The organism is Candidatus Nomurabacteria bacterium, assembly GCA_020847275.1.
Lineage (GTDB): Bacteria > Patescibacteriota > Minisyncoccia > Phycocordibacterales > JACOZG01 > JADLCI01.
The window spans coordinates 124,880-146,173 of record JADLCI010000007.1 but is presented as its reverse complement, the minus strand read 5'-3'; the positions used below and the strand labels follow the sequence as shown (position 1 = coordinate 146,173).

The window sequence follows — 21,294 nt, the reverse complement described above, 5'->3', positions numbered from 1 at the left end:
AAACCCGTGTCTAGTCAGAAGATTATCCTTGCCCTTCGTTCGCTCTCGCGACGCCAGTGGCGACTCTTTATCACTCTTGCGCTCGTCGGTGTTGTCGGGACGCTTTGGCTCTTGGGCGGAATCAACCAGATTTTCTCTATTACCGTTGCTGCTCCCGGTGGCAGTCTCAGTGAGGGCATCATTGGATCACCGCGCTTTATCAATCCACTTCTGGCAATCTCGGACGCTGATCGAGACCTCTCCACTCTTGTCTATTCTGGATTGATGCGAGTAAATGAGAAAAATAAGCCAGAACCAGATCTGGCAGAAAAAGTTGAAGTTTCCGAAGACGGACTTACCTACACTTTCACCTTGAAAGACAACCTAACCTGGCACGATGGTGCGCCACTGAACACCGCGGATGTTGAGTTCACAATCACAAGCACCCTAAACCCAATTATAAAGAGTGTTAAGCGTGCCTCATGGGAGGGAGTAAGGATTGAGAGGGTTGATGATAAGATAATCCGCTTCCACCTCAAACAACCCTACCCACCATTTCTGGATAACGCCACAATGGGAATTCTGCCTAAGCACATCTGGGGTCGTCTAGACCCAGAGGTGTTCGCCCTCAACCAATTCAATATCGAGGGTATTGGTTCTGGCCCCTACAAAGTAAAAAATATTAAGAAGGACGCTCTTGGAATTCCTGAGTATTACGATTTCGTACCATTCGAAAATTTTGCGCTCGGGAAAGCAAAGATCAGTAACCTGCGTTTGTTTTTCTACCCAAACGAAACGGAATTAATGAATGCCTACCGTCAAGGCAAAATTACATCTGCGAGCCTCATTTCAGCCGAGAGCGCCAAGGCATTAGAGGCGCTGGGATCTCGCGTGCTACGCTCACCTCTCCCCCGGGTTTTTGGTGTATTCTTGAACCAAAGCCGTGCTCCAGTTCTGGCGAATCCCGAAGTGCGCAAGGCACTTAATCTCTCCCTTGATCGTAGTGTGGTTATTGACGGCGCGCTTTCCGGTTACGGTCAGCCAATTACCGGGCCCCTGCCAAATTTTTCTTCTTCGATGTCAACCTCAAGTATTAGCGAAGCTCGTGCCATTCTAGAGAATGGCGGCTGGGAGTTTAATGAGACGAGCACAACTTGGGAGAAAAAAACAAAGAAAGAAACCCTCACCCTCTCATTTACACTGACGACCTCTGACACCCCGGAGCTGAAGAAAGCGGCGGAAATTATTCGCGACACTTGGAAACAACTAGGGGTGGCGGTAGATTTGAAAATTTTTGAAATCGGCGACTTGAATCAGAATGTAATCCGTCCACGACAGTATGAAGCCCTCTTTTTCGGAGAAATTCTGGGACGCAATATGGACACCTTCGCCTTCTGGCATTCTTCACAAAGGCTAGACCCGGGATTAAACATCGCATTGTACACAAATAGCGCGACAGATAAAATCCTGGAGGAGGTACGACGGTCAAGTGACCAGGAGAAAATCGCCTCCCTTTACCAGAAATTTAATGACACCGTATCGTCTGACACACCAGCAATTTTCGTCTACGCCCCGGAATTTCTCTATCTTTTACCGACCGAGATAAAAAACGTAACCTTTCCAACAATTAATACGGCGGCAGATAGATTTCTAAATATCTATCGCTGGCATATTAAAACCGATAGGGTTTGGCCAATTTTTGCGAATAAAAATAATCAGATTTAAAAAATTAAAATAAATTGAATAATTAAATATATGAAACCACCACCAAGAATGAGGAGAGCGCCTCGAGCCACATCAGCAGAGAAAACTGTACCCCCACTTGCTGAGGGAAATATTCGGATAATCCCACTGGGCGGCGTGGAAGAAATCGGGAAAAACATGACCGCCATCGAAATGGGAAACGACATCGTCGTGATCGACATCGGCTTCGCTTTCCCCACCGAAGAAATGCCGGGGGTTGACTACATTATCCCCGATGTCACCTATCTTGAAAAAAATAAAGAGAAAGTTCGGGGGGTAGTGATCACCCACGGACACCTCGATCACACCGGCGGGATTCCTTACATAATGGGCCGAATCGGTAATCCACCGCTCTATACCCGCAATTTGACCTCCCTGTTTATTAAAAAACGAATGGATGAATTCCCCCACCTTCCACCGCTTGATATGCGGGTAGTGGAAAACGAAAGCAAGATTAAGTTGGGCGAGATTACCGTCCGGTTCTTCGGTGTCACGCATACTATTCCGGATTCTTTCGGGATAATCATAGAAACACCCTACGGCCTAATCGTTAATCCGGGTGATTACAAATTAGATCTGGACGGAGTCGATGGTAAACCAACGAACGAAGAAGAAAAGCGCTACGGCATCTTTGAGAAAGAAAAAACTCTTTTGCTCCTGGCCGACTCCACCAATATTGAAAATCCCGGTTTCTCCGTCCCCGAACGCGAAACTCATAAAAACCTTGAGGAAATCATCAAAAGTATCAAGGGGCGTCTTTTCATCGGTACTTTCGCTTCCCAGCTAGAACGAATGATTAAGATTGTGGAGATTGTAGAAAAATATGGTCGAAAATTAGTGATTGAGGGAAGAAGTATGAAGACCAACATGGAAATCTCCCAACTGGCCGGGCTCTGGAAACTGAAGAAAGATACCGTCATCTCGATGCAAGATGCGAGTAAGTACCCTGAAGATAAGGTGGTTGTGCTTGCGACAGGCGCTCAAGGAGAAGAATTCGCGGCCTTAATGCGCATGGCCAATAAAACTCACAAATATCTCCGTTTCAAGAAGGGCGACACCGTCTTACTCTCCTCTTCTATTGTTCCCGGAAACGAAATCGCCGTACAGAAACTGAAAGACAATATTGCCCGACAAGGCGCCAAGATTATCAGTTACCGCACCTCGGATGTATACATCCACTCTTCCGGCCATGGTAATCGTGGCGAGATTGAATGGCTGCACAAAAAAATCAAACCGAAATTTTTCATACCAATCCACGGTTCCCACCACAAGCTTCGCCAACATGAAGACTTGGCTCTAGAGCTTGGCATGCCGGAGAAAAACATCATCGTTCCTGATAATGGCAGTGTGATTGAGATTACCGACAAGGGACAGAAAATCCAGATACTAAAAGAAGGTGTCTCCAACCGCGTGGTAATGGTAGATGGCCTTGGTCAAAATAATGTCGAAGAAGTCGTCATCCGTGATCGACAAATGCTGTCGCAGGAAGGAATGTTCGTAATTGTGGCCATCGTGGATGCCCGGACAGGCCGTGTCCGTAAATCGCCAGATATTATCTCGCGCGGCTTCGTTTATCTGAAAGATTCGCAAGAATTGCTCCATCATGCCCGCTCCCTCGCAAAGAAAAAAATCGAGGAATCCACGGCGGCGATGCATCCGATAAACTTTGATTATGTTAAGAATGTAATCCGTGAAGAAGTCGGTCGTTACCTTTTCCAGAAAACGCACCACCGTCCAATTATCTTGCCCGTGTTGATCGAGGTCTAAGAGATTAAAAAATGAACCATTCCCCAGCAGAGAAACATCGATTACGGTTATTGGCCTACGGTGCTGGTTTCTTCCTGTCTTTCTCCACGGCGATAGGAGCTTACATCAACTCCTCATTCATCTCCCAGTTCGTGGGCGAGCAACGGGTTGGACTCCTCTACTCGTTCGCGGCCGCGATTTCACTTCTCGCCTCATGGCAAGGGCTACGCCTGTTTCGTCGCTTCGGTAATCGTCGATCAATTATTTTTCTGGGTGTCACCAATTTCCTTGTTCTGGGTAATCTGGCACTCGGCAATGGCCACTATTCCGGTATTTGGTTGGTCGTGGCCTATATCGTCCTCTCTTTCCTTACCGCCATCAATCTAGACATCTATCTGGAGGAGCTGTCCGACAATCAGATTACTGGGCGGATTCGTGGTGTTTTCCTGACCGTCAATAATCTAGCCTGGCTCATCTCCCCTTTTTTGGCCAGTCGTCTCACGTCTGGTTCTGATTTCTCCTTGGTCTACACCATTGCCGCCACCGCCCTACTTCCCTTTATCTACATTTCCGTTCGCCAGCTGAAGGAGGTGGTAAAAAGAGGTGGGGAGAATCTAAGCTTAGCTAGTGGCCTAGGGCGAGTTTTCGCATCAAATAACCCCGATCTTCGACGAATCATGACAATAGATCTCCTACTTAATTTCTTTTCTGCGATGATGGTTATCTACATGCCAATCTATCTCCACCAACACATTGGTCTCGCTTGGACCCAAATTGGTGTCATCTTCACCATTATGCTCATCCCTTTCGTGCTACTAGATTTCCCGCTCGGCAGAATCGCCGATCTCTGGTGGGGCGAGCGGGAACTTCTTCTCGCCGGCCTGACGATAATAATCATCGCTTGCCTGATTATCACCCAGATTTCGAGTGCCAGTGTGGTAATCTGGGCCAGTGTCCTCTTCTTCTCGCGCATCGGTGCGGCGACGGTTGAAGCAATGAAAGAGACTTACCTCTTCAAGATTATCGACGGTCGCGACGCTAACCTTGTCTTCATCTCCCGCAGTATGTACCCAATTGCCTACATCTTCGCGCCGATTATTGCGAGCATTTTCCTCTCTTTTCTTCCCCTTTCTTATCTCTTCACTTTCCTTGGTTTATTCCTCATCATCGGCTTACCCGTCGCTTCTGGTCTTAGAGACACGAGATAGTTTTTAGAACAAAAAAGCCCCGCTCCGACGAATCGGAACAGAGCTAAGGAATGGCGGCAAACTACTTGCGAACACCGGCGAAATACGCATCATCGTGCCAGCCGCCGTATCCGCGGCCGACGCACACCTCGCGCTCGTCGAACCAAAGGTGGAACGTGACGTGACACCAGTTGCCCTTGTCATCTTTCCAGTGAGTGCCGTGAGGCACCTGGTCAGCAAAGGCAGGGTCGGCTTCATTCACGGCGGCGACAGAGACTGGGTCAGCGGGCTTGAGGCCACGCAGCTCGAACTCTTTTTCTAGGTCGTCATCGGAGATGAAACTGTTGCGCTCCGAGAGGTCAGGTTTGAAGAACACGATCTCGGCTTCATCGCCTTCACCTTTCGGCATCGCATTCACGACCTGGCGGTCCGTGTATTGCGTGCGGCCAGTGGCTTCGATCGCCTCTTGCGGAGAGCGGTTGCGGTTCACTTTGACCTTGCGGACAGTGAGGTTCGCGGTGAACAGCACGGAAAGGTAGTTGGCCATGCCGACCAAGTCACCACACGAGAGATCTGTCGGCACCACTCCGTCTCTGGTGCTCACCAAGCCATCACGAACCGCCACAGAAAGCAACTGTCTACACATCTCCTCGAGCGACATTTCTGATACCAATGTTGTTGCCATAGTGTCATCCTTTCGTATTTAATTTCCCTCTACGCCGAGGAGGCACCATGGACCGTAGTGGTCATAGCCAGAAAATGCCTAGAAATAAGCACCTTTTGGCTATGACCACATTGCAAGTTAGGTGTAAAAGAACTACTGGCTAGAATCTAGCATAGTGAGAACTGTTTGTCAAGACCCTTTCGTCAGTTGCCTTAGGCGACACCATTCGCAATCTTTTTTCCCACAACCCTTATCCAAGAATTCTAAACTTAGAATCTCCTCCGCCACTTGTTTGATCTGTTCCGAGAGTCCCACCACATCTGAATCGTTGAGCGCGAACTCCTCCTGTTTGTATCTCTCTTTATCATCAGGTTCGATGAAATCCACTAGACCGGAGGTAACGTGATATTTCTGGCGGTCCAGGTTTTCTAGAAGAATCTTATAGAAGACCAGTTGACGAAAATAGTCGCCACTGCCAGCCGATTTCGTGAGACCAATGATGTGGTTGCGAGTTTTCGGTTTGCCCGTTTTGTAATCCACCACGCGCGTCTCACCACTTTCACTAATCTCTAATTTGTCTATTTTGCCATTCAATTTTATTTTTTCATTGAGAAAAATTCCTCGCACACTGAATTCATTAAGAATCCGATTCGGCCAACGATATTTATAGAATTTAAGATAACCAGCAAGCGCCTTCTCCCCTTTTTCCAAACTAGCTTCCAGATCATTCGGTGAGAATGCCTGGCGAGAAAGGTGATACTTAAATCTGGTAAACAATTTCACCCCTGGCCACTTCTTACCTTCCCGATATTGGTCGAAGAATTCCTTCAGTGTTTGATGCACCGCCGTACCGTAGAGTTGATGCTTCTCTTGCACTTGGGTCAGTCGCAACAGATTCTGGTAAAAATATTTCAACGGGCAAGAGAGGTAATTGTTGAGATCCGTCACGGACAATCCGCGCTCTAAAAATATTTTATTTAGATAGGCTTTTTCTCCCAGAGATGATTTAGCAATCGGCTTTGGGCGCAGGACTTCTTCTGGTTTTATCTTCTCTGGCTCCAAATCTATTCTCTCCACCAGAGCTTTATCAATCTCCTCCACAAACTGGCTTGGCAATTTTGGTTTACCGCCGCTACCCTGTTTCGCGTAAGTGATTGTGACCTTTTTCCTGGCCCGCGTAAGCGCCACGTAGAAGAGTCGCCTTTCACTATTGTCATCGTTCTCTTTTTCTCGATCGAGAGTCGTCCTGGCCCGACGATTACCAAAATGTCCGTCCGCCGCCCCGATAATATAAACCTCGTCAAATTCCAACCCCTTTGCCCGATGAGCGGTTAGTAAACGCACCCCACTCCGTTGAGATGGAACTGTTTGTAGTAAACCTAAATTATGTCGGCGTAGCGTTTCTAGATAATCAATAAAGTCGGCTAGCCGAAACTGAGGATGACTACTTGATAATTCTTTCAGTTCCTCGTAGAAACTCTGCAACTTGGACAATTTCTCCTCCGCCTGTGGCTCGCGCAAGAGATATTCCAGCAACCCCGTCTCCTCAAGAATCAGGCCAAACAAATCGGTCAGATTCTGGTTGTGACCAAATCGATACCATTTTTCTAACTTCTGATAGATATTTCCCAGCTCACCTTTCGCTTTTTTAAAATCGTCATAAGTTTTGGTCTGGTAAACCGCCAAACTGTCTAGGTTAAGAAAATCCAAGTGAAGAAACGGGGTTAAATACTCATTCCGGCCAAAGTGATGAACCGCCTCTAGAATAAGGATTACCTTTCCCACCGTTGCGTCCGCTAATAAATCCGATTGGGAGTGAATGACGAAGGGAACAAGAGATCGCTCCAGCGCCTCCACAATTGGGCCCGCATCAGCATTATCACGATAGATAACAGCAATCTCGTCTGGAGAGATTCCCCCCTTTAATCTGGCCTTTATTTCTCGGGCGATAAACTGTTGCTCGGCTGAATTATTAACGCAAGAGATAATTCTGATCTTCTCTGGCGCCAACTTTCTTCCCGCCAACAATTTACCAGAATCAATCAAGCTGTGCGCTGCATCTAAAATGATCTGGTGCGAACGATAGCTGTGTGTCAGGGAGATAAGTTTCGCTTGCGGGTATAATTTTTTAAAATAATTAAAGTTGTCTAGACTGGCTCCCTGAAATTGGAAAATCGCCTGCTTCTCATCGCCCACGATGAATAAATTGGGGTTCTGATGAAAATTAGACAGGAGGGCGAGCAATTCATTCTGCGAACGATTAGCATCCTGATGCTCATCCGCCAGAAGATACAAATATTCTTCTTGCAATTTCCGAAGAAAAATTTTCTTTTTCTGCAGGATGGCAATCACCTCCATAATCATATCGGCGAAATCATATAACTGGCCCTTCCGCAAAGCTTTCTCATACTCACGGTAAATCAGATCCAATTCTGGATGATCTGACTTCTTCAGGTTATCCTTTTTCAATTTCTCAATCGCACTCCGCGCAGCTGGCAAATAATAAAACGGTGCCCCGTAGGGTTTCAAAACTTCCAAGCGAATCTTGGGATCCTGAATAATTCCTTCCAAGATCTTAATCTGCTCTACGTCCGTAATACTTCGCGAACCGATAATACGTGGGAACTCTTCTGGGTAACGTTGGATAACTTCATTACAAAAGCCGTGGAAAGTGTTGATGTTCACTCGATACCCGCGGGCGCCCACAATCTCCACCAAACGCTCTCGCATAGCATGAACCCCAGATTGCGTAAATGTGAGGGCGAGAATTCCATCCGGCGGTGTATCGGTCTCCCGCAAAATGTTGGCAATACGGAGGGTAAGCACCTGGGTCTTGCCTGTACCTGGCCCAGCCACAACCATGACCGGCCCCTCAATCGTGTCCACCGCCTCTTGTTGGGCCTCGTTGAGCTGGTCATATAGCTGTCCAAATTTGTCGCCTCGACTTGTCATTGATTGGATTATAGCAAATCTGCTAGACTAGTGATTATGTTACACGAAAATATAAAATCAGAAATGAAGCAGGCGATGCTAGCCAAAGAAGCAGTCCGTCTTGGGGTAATCAGAGGTCTGCTCTCCGCCTTCACCAATGAACTGGTGTCCCAGAAGAAAAGACCAGATGAAATGCTAGACGATGAATCGGCACTTGCCGTCATCCGTCGCGAAGCCAAGAAACGCAAGGACTCAATCTCTCAATTTGAGACTGGCGGTCGTTCAGATCTGGCCGAAAGTGAGAAGGCCGAATTAAAGTTCATTGAAGTTTACCTCCCTCAACTAATGGGTCGCGATGAGATAAAGAAACTTGCCGAGGCTAAGAAAACTGAATTGGCTATTACAGGTAGAGCTGATGCCGGTAAACTAATGAACGCCCTAATGAAAGACCTGAAGGGTAAGGCTGACGGCGCAGATGTGAAAGCGGCCGTCGACGAAATTTTACTATAAAAAATGCCCACTGTTTTACCAGTGGGCACATTTGTGGACGGCCTTACGCCATTGCGATAATCCAGTCTCCCTCAGGGTGTATACGGGGAAAACCCGAAGGAAACAAATTAACCCCTAGTCCCCCGTTTTCCGGTTTGATAAACACAAAAGCGGCTCCGTTGTTGCCGTCTTCCTTCAGAAGAAGGATCCTTCCTCGAGGACAGAAGTTTGGATGATCTTCCAACACTCGTTCCAAAACTTCTCGAGTAGACTCGATTAAACCCAGGTCAGACAACATAGAACGAATCTCGGTATCATTCATCTCTTTAGGTAGACGACGGAAACAAACCATCCGACCACCAACCAAGACGAAATCGGGAGAAATCGAGATCGGTTCAACGACCGGATCGGGCTGTGCAACTGGTTCAAGATCAGCCCGGCTATAACTTCGTGGCCACAGGCGTGGCCACAGGACAAAACCAGTCACCACAATTGAAATCAGCAGGGCTGGCGCCCAAATATACCAGGGCATTAGACCTCACCTCCTTTCTTGTTAAAATGAGCGGTCTGTCTTGAGACTAGCAGTAGTCGCTAGCCTAGTCAATCTCGTAGCGAAGGGTCACATTCACCACAATTTCCTGTGACCCAGGTTCAACCACGGGCGCAGGCGCAGAAGCAACCATGTCGCCCCCCATACCCATCTTACTTGCCTCTAAACCATAAAACCGGGGAAAATCATTAAATCCCTCCTCAATCGCCAGCAACTCACCAAGTGAGAAACCGGCCGCTTTGGCAATGGCTTTCGCTTTCGTCTTCGCCTGAGTAATTGCCTCTGACCTTGCTTCATTCTCAGCGACCAGGCGATCGTCCACGGTAAAATTCAATTGTGAGACACTGTTTGCACCCTGTTTAACTACTCCAGCCAGAATGTCTCCGATCTTCACAAAACTATCCTTCAAAATTTTGACCTCAACCGTCTGATTGATGGAATAACCAACAATTGAGGGTGGCGGGCAAAGTTCGCGACAAAAACCAGTTTGATATCTGGGTGATAGATTATAACCGGCAGTCTTGATATCCTTCGCCTCAATCCCTTGCTGTTTTAGAAAATCAATCGCCTGGTTAATCTTACTGGTGTTATCGGCCTGCAACTTAGCAATATCTAACGACCCCTCAGTGAGAACACTGAAGGAGAATTCCGCAACATCTGGCACAATGACGACCTTGCCCTGACCGCTAGCGGCAAAACTTCGAAAGGAGCCCGGCTGAATTGAACGTGCGTAGGCGCCCGAATAACGCCAAGCGGCGCCCGCCAAGATAAAGAGAACGATAATAATTACCCACCCCAAATAATTTTTTAGTTTATCAGTCATAAGGATTATTATAGCTTTTCTCCGAGCAAGCGCAAGAAGTCCTATTTCTTACGCCTGATGTAGAAAAAAACCAGAAAAAAGACGACGATAATTAAACCAATAAACTCAATCTTCTCGAAATAGCGGGCATAGTGGTGGTAGACCGAACCAAGTTGCCAACCGACAAGAGCAAGTATATAGGACCGAATAACCACTCCACTAAAAGTAATGGAACAATAACGCCAAAACGGTAGCCTCGTGAGGCCACAAAAAATATTAATGACCACGCTTGGTAAAAGTGGAAAAACTCGCAAACTAAAAATGGTGACAGATTGACTCCGATTTTTCTCTAAGCGCTTCTCTAGCCCCTCGATATCCGTCCAACTAATGCCGACATAGTGCCCAAAACGCTCTACGACCGGACGGCCGAAACGCCAGGCCAACCAATAAGTAAAGAGTGACCCGACAGTTAAACCAAGCGCAAGGGGTATCGCCACACGAACAAATAAAACAATGAGCGTGCTTTCGACCAATGGTTGCCCACCCAGGAAAAAGAAGCCTGCCGCCATCATCGTTAAAGCCGAAGGAATGGGCACAACAACCTCCTCCAACACCCCAGCCAAAAAAACCCCCGCCACGCCGAAACTTAGAACAGTGACGGTAACCATATTAACGAAAGAAAGAATCATGGTAGATTAACGATCGACAAACTAGATTCTGCTGTCGACCGACCAACGATCTCGGCCGAAAAACACAACCGAGAGCGAGGCTAAAAATAGTCCGAAATCCCGAACACCGGTCGAACCACAACCAACACTGCCCCGCACGACAACAGGAGTACGGCTCTGAAACTTATTCATTGTGTTAAATCATACCACGTAGAAAGACAGCCAACAATTAAATCACTTCTTGTCCGATGATTTCAGGATTGAAGTGCTCACAAACACAACAACCACAGTGATAATGATCGCGTACACAAACTTAATCAAAATTCCCGACGTATCCAGAGGAAAGAGAACCTCAATCAGGGACCTGATGGCGTCATTCCAAGCAAGACCGGCCACCAGAGAAAGGGCCGCCGCAATATAGCCAGTAGTCTGGTTTCTAACCCTCGCTTTAAGTTCATCGTTCAACATTGTTTGTATGATAACACAGTCAAAAATCTTTTAGGTTATTTATATAAAAATTCCAAAGTAGTTTCATGTCCCTACGTGTCAGTATTTCCAGCACCTCATCGTGGGGAACCCAGACAAAGTCAGCAATCCTACCTTCTTCCTCAGAAACATTCTCCCTCTCAAGATCGGCCAGTCTCGCAAAGACAAGACGATAGTGCGCCAGGCGGTTAACATTCTTTACCGGATGAAAAAACAAAGCATGGGAGACAAAATTTGTGGCAATAATTTCGGAAACATTTTTGTACCCCGTCTCTTCATGAATTTCTTTACGAACGGTCTTCTCCAATGAATCCCCCTTTTCAATGCCGCCAGTTAGAAATCCGCGCCATTCCGCTTGTTTCCACTCTGCGAGGAGATACTGATTTTCAGATGGATGTTTGATAATGACCGCCACGGGATCACGTTCGACAATGGGCAACCCCTCTCTGTATGCATCGGGACCACCATCGCTGTTGATATCAATCTCCGGATAAAGCTTCGTGAGATCTGATGTAACCTTCATCTTAAAAGTATAACAGACAGAAATATAAACTGGTGACCGTCATCATCTGAATTAAAATGGTGGACAAGAGTCTCTTGAGGCCCGTGAATGAAAAAACGGAAGACACCACCAAAGATAAAAAATATACCACCATGGCCACCACCATAACGATTAGAAGATTTGGTCCTTCAGGGTCATCGAAAAACCAGAACATCGCCCTGGAACACAGGATAGCTGTTATGCCCAATATTAGTAATGAGATCTTTTCTGATTTGAAAGACATGTTTGTGATTATACTAGAAAACTTACTTACTAACCTCCAATACGAAGTTGGGACCCTTATTTGCTATCCCCGGGTGTCTCAACCCCCCTGACCAATTGAATAAAGAAATCTACACCATCTGAAAGGACCTTAACATATCCGGCATTTTTAAACGAACCAGAGGGGAGATCTCTCCGGTTAAAGTACCCGGTCCTGATAAGAAAATTTCTAATGCACCCGCCATGAGTTACAACCAAAACTGTCTTGCCGGGGTACGCCACAGAGATCTCTCTTATTTGGGTAATAAATCTAGTCATTAGTTCCCCATCTGTTTCAATGTCATCGGCAAGCCTAAAATCCCAGTGTTCTTCGTCTGACATTTCCTTGCGCTCAGCAAGCTTTTTCCGAAGAACCTCTTTGAATTCAAACGAGGGTTTTCCTTCAAACCTTCCGTAATTTCTTTCTCTAAGTAATTTCGAGGTTTCAATTATCAACTCCCTGTCGAGTCTAACAATTTCTGCTGTACGCACAGTACGAGGAGAATCTGAAGAAAAAACGGCATCAAAATGAATCTCTTTCAATTCCTCGGCCGCCTCTTGAACCTGTATAATACCAGCTTCGGTGAGTTCGGAGTCAGAGTGTCCCTGCACAATATTCTTTAGATTCCATTCCGTCTCTCCGTGGCGAATTATGTATAAAGTACATAAATCTTTATTTTCTTTTTCGATCATAAAAAACGGTGGTTAATTCTAAAAAAACCGAAAACATTCTCCACCAAACGGTACCAGCTTATTTTCCATTCCAGTGTAATGCCCTTTTCTCCACAACCAGGAAAAGTAAATTAAGAAGATACCCAAGTATGCCGGCGAGTAAAATCACAGCATACACAGTCTTAATTTCGTAGGTACTTTGAGAATCAATAATCCTTCTTCCTACCCAAGTTGGGGTCCCAATAAACATCCCCGCAAGCTAAGATTAATCAAGACTACTATTTACAGCACAATCCCAAATAACTCTAGAGCCGTCGCTAGCATCTCCGAAGATGATGGCCTTCAGATCTGGACCACTTAAATCACTTTTGCTTTTACCTTTTAGATACCTAGGACTGGCTCGATGCTTTTCGGTGAACGGGGGCACGATATCTATGACCTCGTGTATAGCAATAACCTTCTCGCCATTATTTAGTAAAACCCGGCCGATAACCTCAGACCCTTTAATAGTATACAAATTGGCGTCGGGCGACACAAACAAAATCATGATGTTGGTCGCCTTGCCATTGGGTGCTTTTGCTATACGAAAAAATTCTTTCTCATCCTCAGCGATTTTGGTTTTTACTGCACTAAAAGGTGTAATGATACGGAAAGCAAGGGTGATTCCTGGCTTTATCTCCTTAGGCCTAATCCACTTTTGGATAAATCTATCTGTCCCCTCAGGACTGATGTCTTTAATGTTTCGAGCAAACACTTCCTCTGGATATGCAACATGCCATTTTCCGGAAGGATGCATACTGGCATGTATATCACCTCGAAGTTCTCGACAAAGTAAATAAACCTCTGGCAGGCCGGTTTTATTGCTTACTTGATATCGCAAATTCCATGTAGCAGCTCGTAAGCCACTGTCATCTACAATCCCGAAGCGTAGTGATTTTTTAGTTGATGGTGTAGACACTACTTGATTCTAACAAAAAATCACCCCTAAGGTGATTTTTTGTCCTGGCTACTGCTCTCAGTAGGTATGCAATTTTCGGAATAGTGACCTGTTGCGTCTCAGTCTCTCGACTTAGCATGTGACTGCTAACTGTCTGGCACGAAGTTGAAACCTCTCTGGTCATTACACAAACATCATCAGACCCCCAATAATAATCATTGGTATACCAATTACTACACCGATAAAAGTCATGCACGCAAGGCCTCCAAGAATTATTAAGAGTAATCCTATGGTTTTTCTCATTGGCTTAAATGACAACGCCAAAGCAATCATGGCGAGAATAACGGTGATTGCAATAATATACGGTCCTGACATATTTTTATTTTACAATATGAATTATCGCTTGAAAAGTGTTGGCTACCGGTCAGGGACTCGAACCCCAATTAACGGCTTCAAAGGCCGCTGTCCTACCATTAGACGAACCGGTAATACATAAAAACATTTCCACAATATCACAAGAGTGGTAAAATGTCAGTAATGATCCACTCTTCACATGGTATAAAAATCTACCGCCATCGCTTCCATTTGTGGCTAATCGTCATCGCCCTTTTCGTCCCACTCGCTCTTCTCTTCTGGCTCGGACGACTTGGTGCGGCGACAAATATCGAACTCCTTACCAGTCTTGCGCTTTCGTTCTCCCGACTTATCCTAGCCTACGCCATTTCCTTAGTCATCGCCGTCGGCTTCGCGGTCACAATCGGCGGAACCAGACTGGGCGCTTTTCTTCTCCCTCTTTTTGATCTCCTCCAAAATGTACCGTCTTTCGCCCTCATCCCTGTCTTTATCTTATTGTTTGGCTATACCAATACTATGGCCGTTGTCTTCGCCGCCACCGCAATCATCTGGCCAATCCTTTTCTATGTCCTAAACGCAATTCACCTCGCCCGCGCAGAACTCAATGAAGCGGCCACCATCTTCGGCGCCACGGGAAATAAAAGAATCTGGCACTACCTCATCCCCCTTTCCTTTCCCGCCATCATCACTGGTTCTCTGGTGGGTATCAGTGTCGGCTGGGAGGCAATCATTGGAATTGAAATTATCGGCTTTCCCAACGGTATCGGTGTCTTCCTCACTCAAGCTGGGGAGAAGGGTGAAACGGCTGTCCTCTGGGCCGGTATTGGTCTCATCCTCTTTCTCGTCTTCGTGATAAACCGGGCAATTTGGACACCACTGCTTCGTCGCGCACAATCTTATGGAGAATAAAAACCATATTTTAGAAGTTAGTAATGTATCCCATTCTTTCCACGATGAACACCGCCGGGAATTGAGGGGTCTACTCAATGTGAGTTTCAAGGTACGATCTGGAAAACTTGTTGCTCTGGTCGGCCCCTCCGGTTGCGGCAAGTCCACCCTCTTGCGAATTATTGCCGGACTAATTAAAGCCGAACACGGTGAAATCGTGCGCCACTATGAGACCGAGGCAATGGTCTTCCAACACTTCGCCATTTTCCCCTGGCTAACCGTCCGCGAGAATGTTGCATTCGGACTCAAGATGCGGGGAAATCTCCCATCTCACGAACAGGAGCGTATTGTTCGTAACAAAATTGAAGAGGTTGGCTTAACCAATTTCTCCCACGCTTACCCGCGCGAGTTATCTGGCGGTCAGCGTCAGAGAGTGGGTATTGCCAGAGCACTGGCCGTCCACCCTGAAATTCTCTTGATGGATGAACCTTTTTCCGCGCTCGACAGTTTTAATGCGACACACCTGCAAGAAGATATTACTAGAATTTGGCAGAAATACGGCATGACAATACTACTAGTAACCCACTTAATTGAGGAGGCGGTGTCCCTCGCTGATGAAATAATCGTCTTCTCGCCTCAACCGGGCAGGGTGAAGGCAACCTTCTCTATTGACCTACCTCGACCACGAGAAAAGCGGAGTGAATCGTTTTATCGACTTGTAGATCGAATCACCGCCCAGATTGAGCAATAAACTATTGTCGTTTCAAGTGCTGTCGAGTAGCCATAAAACTTGCCAACACCCCGAGAATCACCCCAGAAACGAGCAAGAGTCCAAGCAGGGTCGCAAAGTGGCTAGAGAAATAGGTTGCCAAATTCAAACCACCGTAAATACTAGAAGTGATATCTCGAAGCCAGATAGTCGCAGGGTAAAGCAGGAGCAACGCGAGCAAGGCCGAAATAACACCGGAGATAATCCCCTCGACGAGAAAAGGTCCACGGATGTGGTTCGGACTCGCGCCAACCAGTTTCATTAGGGAAATTTCTTCTCGTGAGATATAAATAGCGAGAGAAATTGTATTGAACGTAACGACAAGCGAAATGAAGACAAATAGAAGCGTCGTGGCGAAGCCAATTCTCTTGGCCGTACGGACGAGAGAAATTAAACGATCCACCACATCACGCTTGAAACTAATCTTATCAATCACCGCGAGGTTACTGGCGGAACCACTTTCATTATCAAGAAATTTAGCAATACTCTCATAATGAACCGGGTCGGCGGCACGAATATTTAACCTAGCACCAAAAGGATTACCAAGTTCATCAAGTAACTGTAGCTCTAGGGCATTGCTGGCATTGCGGGAACGAAAGTCGGCCAATTCTTGCTCTCGGGAACTGTACGCCACTTCCTTAACCTCCGGTAGAAGTTCGAGAGAATTCTTCACCTCCAGAATCCGGCTTTCCTCCACATCTTGTTTGAACGATACACTTATATCTACTTTCCTCTGAACTTCCGCTATCGAGGCGGAGAAGAAAGCGTTGGCAAGGACCAAAGAGCCGATCACAAAGAGGGTAACCGTAAGCGTAATCACCGAAGCCAGTGCCACCACCGGTGTCCGGAAGAAATTGAGGAAACCCGACCAAGCAATACGACGAAGTTTAGTAGTTAGCATTTGTTATTTTTTTATAAAACATACTTACCAGATTTGTCGTCCCGAGTAATCCGACCTTTTTCCAGCGTGATCACACGTCGTCCGAGACTATCAATTACCCCCTTATTGTGTGTGGTCATAATTACCGTCGTACCAAGCGCATTAATTTTACTCATAATATCGATGATTTCAAAGGTGTTGATGGGATCAAGATTACCGGTGGGTTCATCGGCAAGAAGAAGTTCCGGCTGATTCACAATTGCCCGAGCAATTGCGACCCTTTGTCTTTCACCACTGGAGAGTTGCGACGGGAAACTCCAGATCTTGTGTTCAAGGCCAACGAGTTCAAGCACGTGGGGCACATCAGCGGCAATCTCTTCGTCGGTGCGACCAGCCGTCTCCATTACGAAAGCGATATTCTCAAAAATGGTCTTGTTCGGTAAGAGACGGAAATCTTGAAACACACTCCCGATACGCCGGCGCAATTCTGGCACCTCTCTTGGCGGCAATTCATGAATATCTAATGAGTTGAAGAAGACTTTACCTGCCGATGGTTTCTCTTCCGCCAGAATCATCTTGAGAAGGGTGGACTTGCCAGCGCCAGAATGACCAACAATGGAAACAAACTGTCCCGGCTCAACGGTAAAGGTCGCCTCCTCAAGACCAACCGAGCTGTCGGGATAAATCTTACTGACTTTATCAAAGTAAATCATTAGGAAATTTTTTATTGAGACAAAAACAAATCAATCTCACCGTCCAAAACTTTATCAACTTGATTGGTTTCTACCCCGCTACGATGATCCTTAACCATCTTGTATGGATGTAGAACGTAAGACCGAATCTGATTCCCCCATTCAATTTCTGTCGTCTTGGAGATATACATCCCCTTCTCCTTCGCCTCGCGCTCTTCTTCCTGACGACGATAAAGTTTACCAGAGAGAATCTGAAGCGCCCTTTCCCGATTACGTTCCTGAGAACGCTCCGCCCCAGAGTGAGCCGAGAGTCCTGTGGGCAGATGAACAATCCGAACCGCCGTCTCTCGCTTATTCACATTCTGTCCGCCCGGACCGCTTGAACGAGAGAATTCTATTTTCAAATCATCGGGTAAAATTTTCACCAGTTCACTCTTCTTCATCTCGGGAATTACTTCCACCAGCGAGAAAGAGGTGTGCCGCGCCTGCTTGGCGTTGAATGGTGAGACACGAACGAGTCGGTGAACACCAGACTCATTCTTCAATATACCATAAGCCCCTTTTCCTTGCATCAAGAAAGTGATATTCCGATAGCCGCCGTGGTCATTCTGGTTCTCATGAATGAGACTCATACCGAAACCGCGCTTCTCAGCGAAACGTTGATACATCCGTAATAGCATGGCCGAGAAATCTTCAGCATCATCTCCGCCTGCTCCGGAGAAAATGGTAATCACCGCATTACCCGAATCATACTTCTCTCCCCCCAATAAATCCTGCTTCATCTCCGCCACCATCTTAATCACTTCTTGCGCCCTAATCTTGTCGGACCAGAAACCGGCTTTCTGCATTTCGCTCTCCAACTCTTCTATTTTCTGACTAATTTCTTGTTTATTCATAATTCTGACTCTGGAGCCACCTCCCGGGATTGAACCGGGGACCCCCACTTTACGAAAGTGGTGCTCTACCAGCTGAGCTAAGGTGGCTTTTCAAAAAACTGGAGCCAGAGGAGAGAATCGGACTCTCGACCTCCATCTTACCAAGATGGCGTTCTACCACTGAACTACTCTGGCGCCCCACAAATTTACTATAAAAAGCGAGAAAAAGCCATCTTAGGATTTGTAATAATCCTCCTTTGCTTCATCTGGCTCTTCAAGAGAATTGTAGTCAATCAATACTTCTTCTCCAGCTTCAATATCTCTTGAAGAATACCATTTAAAATCTTCGTCCCGACGGGTATTCGGGTTTTTTGAATGATTCAGATACCAACCAACATGCATCCGCCCAAAATCTTCTGGACAAATCAATGCACCTTTTCTTTCCATACAATAAGAGTGAAATGGGTTTGGAACATTTTCTTTTGGACGAGCAATGGAACGCAAATCCAATGTCTCATTATCTCCAAAAAGACGAAGATGAGTATCTTTCAAGATTTTATGAACAGCAAAAACTCCAATACCATGTTGCGATGGCTTTAGCACAAACGAGAACTCATTAGTAATATCCATATCAAAAGTATGTTGGTCTAGATATCGTTGGCGCGGCCGACCGGACTTGAACCGGCAACCTCTCGCGTGACAGGCGAGTGCTCTAACCAGTTGAGCTACGGCCGCGTTTCGTTTTTCAAATTCTATTAAAAAACGGTGTCGGCGGCTGGAATCGAACCAGCGACCTTGGGCTTATGAGTCCCACGCTCTAACCAACTGAGCTACGCCGACTTAATTTTCTGGCTGGTTGCGGGGCCTGGATTTGCACCAAGATCTCAAGGTTATGAGCCTCGCGAATTACTGTTACTCTACCCCGCAGAGTGGACTACATTCTAGCACATTGAATGAAAAAGGCTAGGTGAACTAGATATATTTGAACTCCTCAAACACTTGGCGGAATAAACCGATCACCCGTGAGGTCTCGTGACGAGAGAGTTGAAAATCGGATTCATGAGCAATACGATTACGAACCTTATGTGCGTCCCACGCTTCTTGAATGGTCAGGAAGTCGCTCGGTTCAATACTTTTCAATCTTTCACCCAGATTCTCCCCCACCGGCTTAAGCGACTTAACTAAATCGTCAAGCATTGTATCCGCTTCGATAATCGCCAATTTCCATTCTGCTGGATTTTCTGATTCCAAATATTTCAGAACCTTCTCCCACCGGTCATTCTTCTCCACCGGCTCGGCTGACTTATTTTTCAAGAGAAACTCTAGATCAGCCGACTCTTCTTTGCGTTGTCGATATATTTTTAGGGCAATCGCGACAATGGCAATCCACAGGGCAATGATGACAAGAAGCCAAACGAGCGGAAACCAGACAGGCACTTCTAAATACCACGGACTGGTGATTAGCCGATATATTAGATTGTAGAAATATTGTAGATTAAAATATTTGATAATCATGATTCAATTTGAAGGCCGAGGGCAAACAACCTGTCTTCACGCCACGGTGGAGCGATGAGCTGGAAACCGATCGGCAAATTGTTGCTATCCTTACCGGAGGGAATAGAAATTGCGGGTAAACCGGCTAAATTGGCGGGAGAGGTGAAAACATCGGCCAGATACATTTGCAGTGGGTCATTCGCCTTCTCGCCAATTTTGAAAGCGGTGGTGGGTGCGGTTGGAAGAGCGATCGCGTCCACCCGCTGGAAGGCTCGGACGAAATCTTGCTTGATGAAACCACGCACCCGTGTCGCCTGACCATAATAAGCGTCATAGTAGCCAGAGGATAAAACATAGGTACCCAGAATTATTCTCCGTCGCGTCTCCGAGCCGAACCCTGTTCCTCGTGTTTGCAAATAATCATCAAGCAGATTCTCTCCCTCTTTCTTCAGGCCATAACGCAAGCCATCAAAGCGCGAGAGGTTGGTGGATGCCTCCGCTGGCATAATGATGTAATAACAAGCAATGGCATATTTCACGGCGGGCAATTCAATATCAATCACTTCGTGACCCAAACGAGCTAATTTTTTCAACGTATCCTCAAAATTTTGAAGAACTTCCGGATCAACCCCAGACGCGAGCAGGTGTCTAGGTACACCAATCTTTAGCTTCTCATCTTTTTTTGTTTCAAAAAATTTAGCGTCCACACTCGTGGCATCATTCTCGTCATAGCCAGCAATCACCTGATAAATTTTCTCCACCATGTTCACGGTTTTAGCAATTGGACCAATTTGATCTAGAGAAGAGGCGAGGGCAGTAAGACCAAAGCGCGATACGCGACCATAGGTTGGTTTCAACCCAACTACTCCACAGAAACTGGCTGGCTGGCGAATAGAACCACCGGTATCAGAACCAAGAGCCGCATCAGCCAGACCGGCGGCAACGACCGCGGCTGACCCACCAGATGATCCACCCGCCACGCGACTCAAATCATGCGGATTTTTCGTAACCCCGTACGCCGAGTTCTCCGTTGATGCTCCCATTGCAAATTCATCCATATTAGTACGGCCAACAAAGACTGCCCCCGCTTCACGCAACTTCTTGATTACCGTCGCGTCATAGCTTGCTATATAATTACTCAAAATCTTGGACCCCGATGAGCTAATCCTTCCCTTGATTAAAATGTTATCCTTCACCGCAATCTTCAAGCCGGCAAGTGGACCCGTCTCTCCAGATTGAACTCTCTTCTGCTCCGCGACATCAGCAAAAACTTCCAAGAAAGCGTTCAGCTGCGCATTGTCTATTTCCGGATAACTCATAAAATTTTCTTCACTTTCACAAACTCCCCTTTCTCTAGGGCCGGCAATGGTTCACCATCCTCTCGTAAATTATTCTTATTCTCGCCTAGGTCGTTCACCGTCTCACCCACGGCGGCACCTAATTCTCCCACATAATTAAGAATCTGACCCAGCTCGCTGGTCAGTTTTGTTTCTTCCTCTGGGGTTAGCCCGATCCGCGCCAGGTTTGCCAGATTCCTTACCTCGTCATTGGTAATCACTATTTCATTTTAACACAAAGTCAGGATAATTCTCGTATTTGACTTTTGTCAATAAATTTGATAAATATATAAACGGCTTGTGACAATTGGACTTTCCACTTTGGAGGATTAACGGATGATAACGGAAG

The 21,294-nt window shown here is 46.4% G+C and carries 25 protein-coding genes and 6 tRNA genes; 6 read left to right on the top strand and 25 right to left on the bottom strand.

Features of this window, described 5'->3' with window-relative positions:
- Positions 1-6: 6 nt before the first annotated feature.
- The 3 genes from IT398_02125 to IT398_02115 are packed head-to-tail and all read left to right on the top strand — an operon-like array spanning position 7 to position 4,676.
- Positions 7-1,704, top strand: coding sequence for an ABC transporter substrate-binding protein (locus IT398_02125; protein MCC6290837.1), 1,698 nt, complete (start codon positions 7-9; stop codon positions 1,702-1,704).
- Positions 1,705-1,734: 30 nt separating this feature from the next.
- Complete coding sequence (locus IT398_02120) at positions 1,735-3,489, top strand: ribonuclease J (protein ID MCC6290836.1); 1,755 nt, start codon at positions 1,735-1,737, stop codon at positions 3,487-3,489.
- An 11-nt stretch (positions 3,490-3,500) separates the two neighbouring features.
- Positions 3,501-4,676, top strand: a complete 1,176-nt coding sequence (locus IT398_02115) for an MFS transporter (protein ID MCC6290835.1) — start codon at positions 3,501-3,503, stop codon at positions 4,674-4,676.
- A gap of 61 nt (positions 4,677-4,737) precedes the next feature.
- Here IT398_02115 and IT398_02110 read toward each other — a convergent pair whose 3' ends face one another.
- Positions 4,738-5,340, bottom strand: coding sequence for a hypothetical protein (locus IT398_02110; protein ID MCC6290834.1), 603 nt, complete (start codon positions 5,338-5,340; stop codon positions 4,738-4,740).
- Positions 5,341-5,508: 168 nt separating this feature from the next.
- The gene (locus tag IT398_02105; protein MCC6290833.1) at positions 5,509-8,271 is read right to left on the bottom strand and encodes an ATP-dependent helicase; all 2,763 of its coding nucleotides are present in this window, start codon (positions 8,269-8,271) and stop codon (positions 5,509-5,511) included.
- Between the two features lie 36 nt (positions 8,272-8,307).
- Here IT398_02105 and IT398_02100 point away from each other — a divergent pair, with 36 nt between their 5' ends.
- A complete protein-coding gene (locus IT398_02100) occupies positions 8,308-8,760 on the top strand; it encodes a GatB/YqeY domain-containing protein (GenBank protein MCC6290832.1) in 453 nt (150 codons plus the stop codon).
- A 43-nt stretch (positions 8,761-8,803) separates the two neighbouring features.
- Here IT398_02100 and IT398_02095 read toward each other — a convergent pair whose 3' ends face one another.
- The 11 genes from IT398_02095 to IT398_02045 all read right to left on the bottom strand — a co-directional run bounded on the left by IT398_02095 (position 8,804) and on the right by IT398_02045 (position 14,144).
- Complete coding sequence (locus IT398_02095; GenBank protein ID MCC6290831.1) at positions 8,804-9,271, bottom strand: hypothetical protein; 468 nt, start codon at positions 9,269-9,271, stop codon at positions 8,804-8,806.
- Positions 9,272-9,335: 64 nt separating this feature from the next.
- The gene (locus IT398_02090; protein ID MCC6290830.1) at positions 9,336-10,112 is read right to left on the bottom strand and encodes an SIMPL domain-containing protein; all 777 of its coding nucleotides are present in this window, start codon (positions 10,110-10,112) and stop codon (positions 9,336-9,338) included.
- A 41-nt stretch (positions 10,113-10,153) separates the two neighbouring features.
- Positions 10,154-10,780 (bottom strand): VTT domain-containing protein, encoded by a 627-nt coding sequence (locus IT398_02085; protein MCC6290829.1) that lies wholly within the window; start codon positions 10,778-10,780, stop codon positions 10,154-10,156.
- Positions 10,781-10,801: 21 nt separating this feature from the next.
- Entirely contained in the window at positions 10,802-10,951 is a 150-nt protein-coding gene (locus tag IT398_02080) for a hypothetical protein (GenBank protein MCC6290828.1), read from the bottom strand.
- Between the two features lie 42 nt (positions 10,952-10,993).
- Entirely contained in the window at positions 10,994-11,227 is a 234-nt protein-coding gene (locus IT398_02075; protein MCC6290827.1) for a hypothetical protein, read from the bottom strand.
- 19 nt (positions 11,228-11,246) lie between these two features.
- A complete protein-coding gene (locus tag IT398_02070) occupies positions 11,247-11,768 on the bottom strand; it encodes an NUDIX hydrolase (protein MCC6290826.1) in 522 nt (173 codons plus the stop codon).
- A gap of 318 nt (positions 11,769-12,086) precedes the next feature.
- Positions 12,087-12,740, bottom strand: coding sequence for a histidine phosphatase family protein (locus IT398_02065; GenBank protein ID MCC6290825.1), 654 nt, complete (start codon positions 12,738-12,740; stop codon positions 12,087-12,089).
- Positions 12,741-12,798: 58 nt separating this feature from the next.
- Positions 12,799-12,969, bottom strand: a complete 171-nt coding sequence (locus IT398_02060; protein MCC6290824.1) for a hypothetical protein — start codon at positions 12,967-12,969, stop codon at positions 12,799-12,801.
- A gap of 15 nt (positions 12,970-12,984) precedes the next feature.
- On the bottom strand, positions 12,985-13,677 hold the full coding sequence (locus IT398_02055; protein MCC6290823.1) for a hypothetical protein: 693 nt from the start codon (positions 13,675-13,677) through the stop codon (positions 12,985-12,987).
- A 162-nt stretch (positions 13,678-13,839) separates the two neighbouring features.
- Complete coding sequence (locus IT398_02050; protein MCC6290822.1) at positions 13,840-14,031, bottom strand: hypothetical protein; 192 nt, start codon at positions 14,029-14,031, stop codon at positions 13,840-13,842.
- Between the two features lie 39 nt (positions 14,032-14,070).
- Positions 14,071-14,144, bottom strand: a tRNA-Gln gene (locus IT398_02045).
- Between the two features lie 49 nt (positions 14,145-14,193).
- Here IT398_02045 and IT398_02040 point away from each other — a divergent pair.
- Positions 14,194-14,919 (top strand): ABC transporter permease subunit, encoded by a 726-nt coding sequence (locus IT398_02040; protein MCC6290821.1) that lies wholly within the window; start codon positions 14,194-14,196, stop codon positions 14,917-14,919.
- Entirely contained in the window at positions 14,909-15,649 is a 741-nt protein-coding gene (locus IT398_02035) for an ABC transporter ATP-binding protein (GenBank protein MCC6290820.1), read from the top strand. The genes IT398_02040 and IT398_02035 overlap by 11 nt, the downstream gene beginning before the upstream one ends.
- 1 nt (position 15,650) lies before the next feature.
- On the opposite strand, the gene IT398_02030 is transcribed toward IT398_02035, so the two are convergent.
- The 12 genes from IT398_02030 to IT398_01975 all read right to left on the bottom strand — a co-directional run bounded on the left by IT398_02030 (position 15,651) and on the right by IT398_01975 (position 21,166).
- Positions 15,651-16,568, bottom strand: coding sequence for an FtsX-like permease family protein (locus IT398_02030; protein ID MCC6290819.1), 918 nt, complete (start codon positions 16,566-16,568; stop codon positions 15,651-15,653).
- Positions 16,569-16,579: 11 nt separating this feature from the next.
- Complete coding sequence (gene ftsE / locus IT398_02025) at positions 16,580-17,260, bottom strand: cell division ATP-binding protein FtsE (GenBank protein MCC6290818.1); 681 nt, start codon at positions 17,258-17,260, stop codon at positions 16,580-16,582.
- Positions 17,261-17,271: 11 nt separating this feature from the next.
- Complete coding sequence (locus tag IT398_02020; protein MCC6290817.1) at positions 17,272-18,135, bottom strand: PCRF domain-containing protein; 864 nt, start codon at positions 18,133-18,135, stop codon at positions 17,272-17,274.
- A gap of 11 nt (positions 18,136-18,146) precedes the next feature.
- Positions 18,147-18,222, bottom strand: a tRNA-Thr gene (locus IT398_02015).
- A gap of 12 nt (positions 18,223-18,234) precedes the next feature.
- Positions 18,235-18,309: transfer RNA gene (locus IT398_02010), tRNA-Thr, on the bottom strand.
- A gap of 39 nt (positions 18,310-18,348) precedes the next feature.
- The gene (locus tag IT398_02005) at positions 18,349-18,744 is read right to left on the bottom strand and encodes an SET domain-containing protein (GenBank protein MCC6290816.1); all 396 of its coding nucleotides are present in this window, start codon (positions 18,742-18,744) and stop codon (positions 18,349-18,351) included.
- 28 nt (positions 18,745-18,772) lie between these two features.
- Positions 18,773-18,849 (bottom strand) — tRNA-Asp (locus IT398_02000).
- 31 nt (positions 18,850-18,880) lie between these two features.
- Positions 18,881-18,954 (bottom strand) — tRNA-Met (locus IT398_01995).
- 13 nt (positions 18,955-18,967) lie between these two features.
- Positions 18,968-19,041: transfer RNA gene (locus IT398_01990), tRNA-Met, on the bottom strand.
- A gap of 45 nt (positions 19,042-19,086) precedes the next feature.
- Entirely contained in the window at positions 19,087-19,629 is a 543-nt protein-coding gene (locus tag IT398_01985; GenBank protein ID MCC6290815.1) for a hypothetical protein, read from the bottom strand.
- Positions 19,626-20,927, bottom strand: coding sequence for an Asp-tRNA(Asn)/Glu-tRNA(Gln) amidotransferase subunit GatA (gene gatA / locus IT398_01980; protein MCC6290814.1), 1,302 nt, complete (start codon positions 20,925-20,927; stop codon positions 19,626-19,628). The genes IT398_01985 and gatA overlap by 4 nt, the downstream gene beginning before the upstream one ends.
- Entirely contained in the window at positions 20,924-21,166 is a 243-nt protein-coding gene (locus IT398_01975; GenBank protein MCC6290813.1) for an aspartyl/glutamyl-tRNA amidotransferase subunit C, read from the bottom strand. Before IT398_01975 ends, gatA begins: the two co-directional genes overlap by 4 nt.
- Between the last annotated feature and the right edge of the window lie 128 nt (positions 21,167-21,294).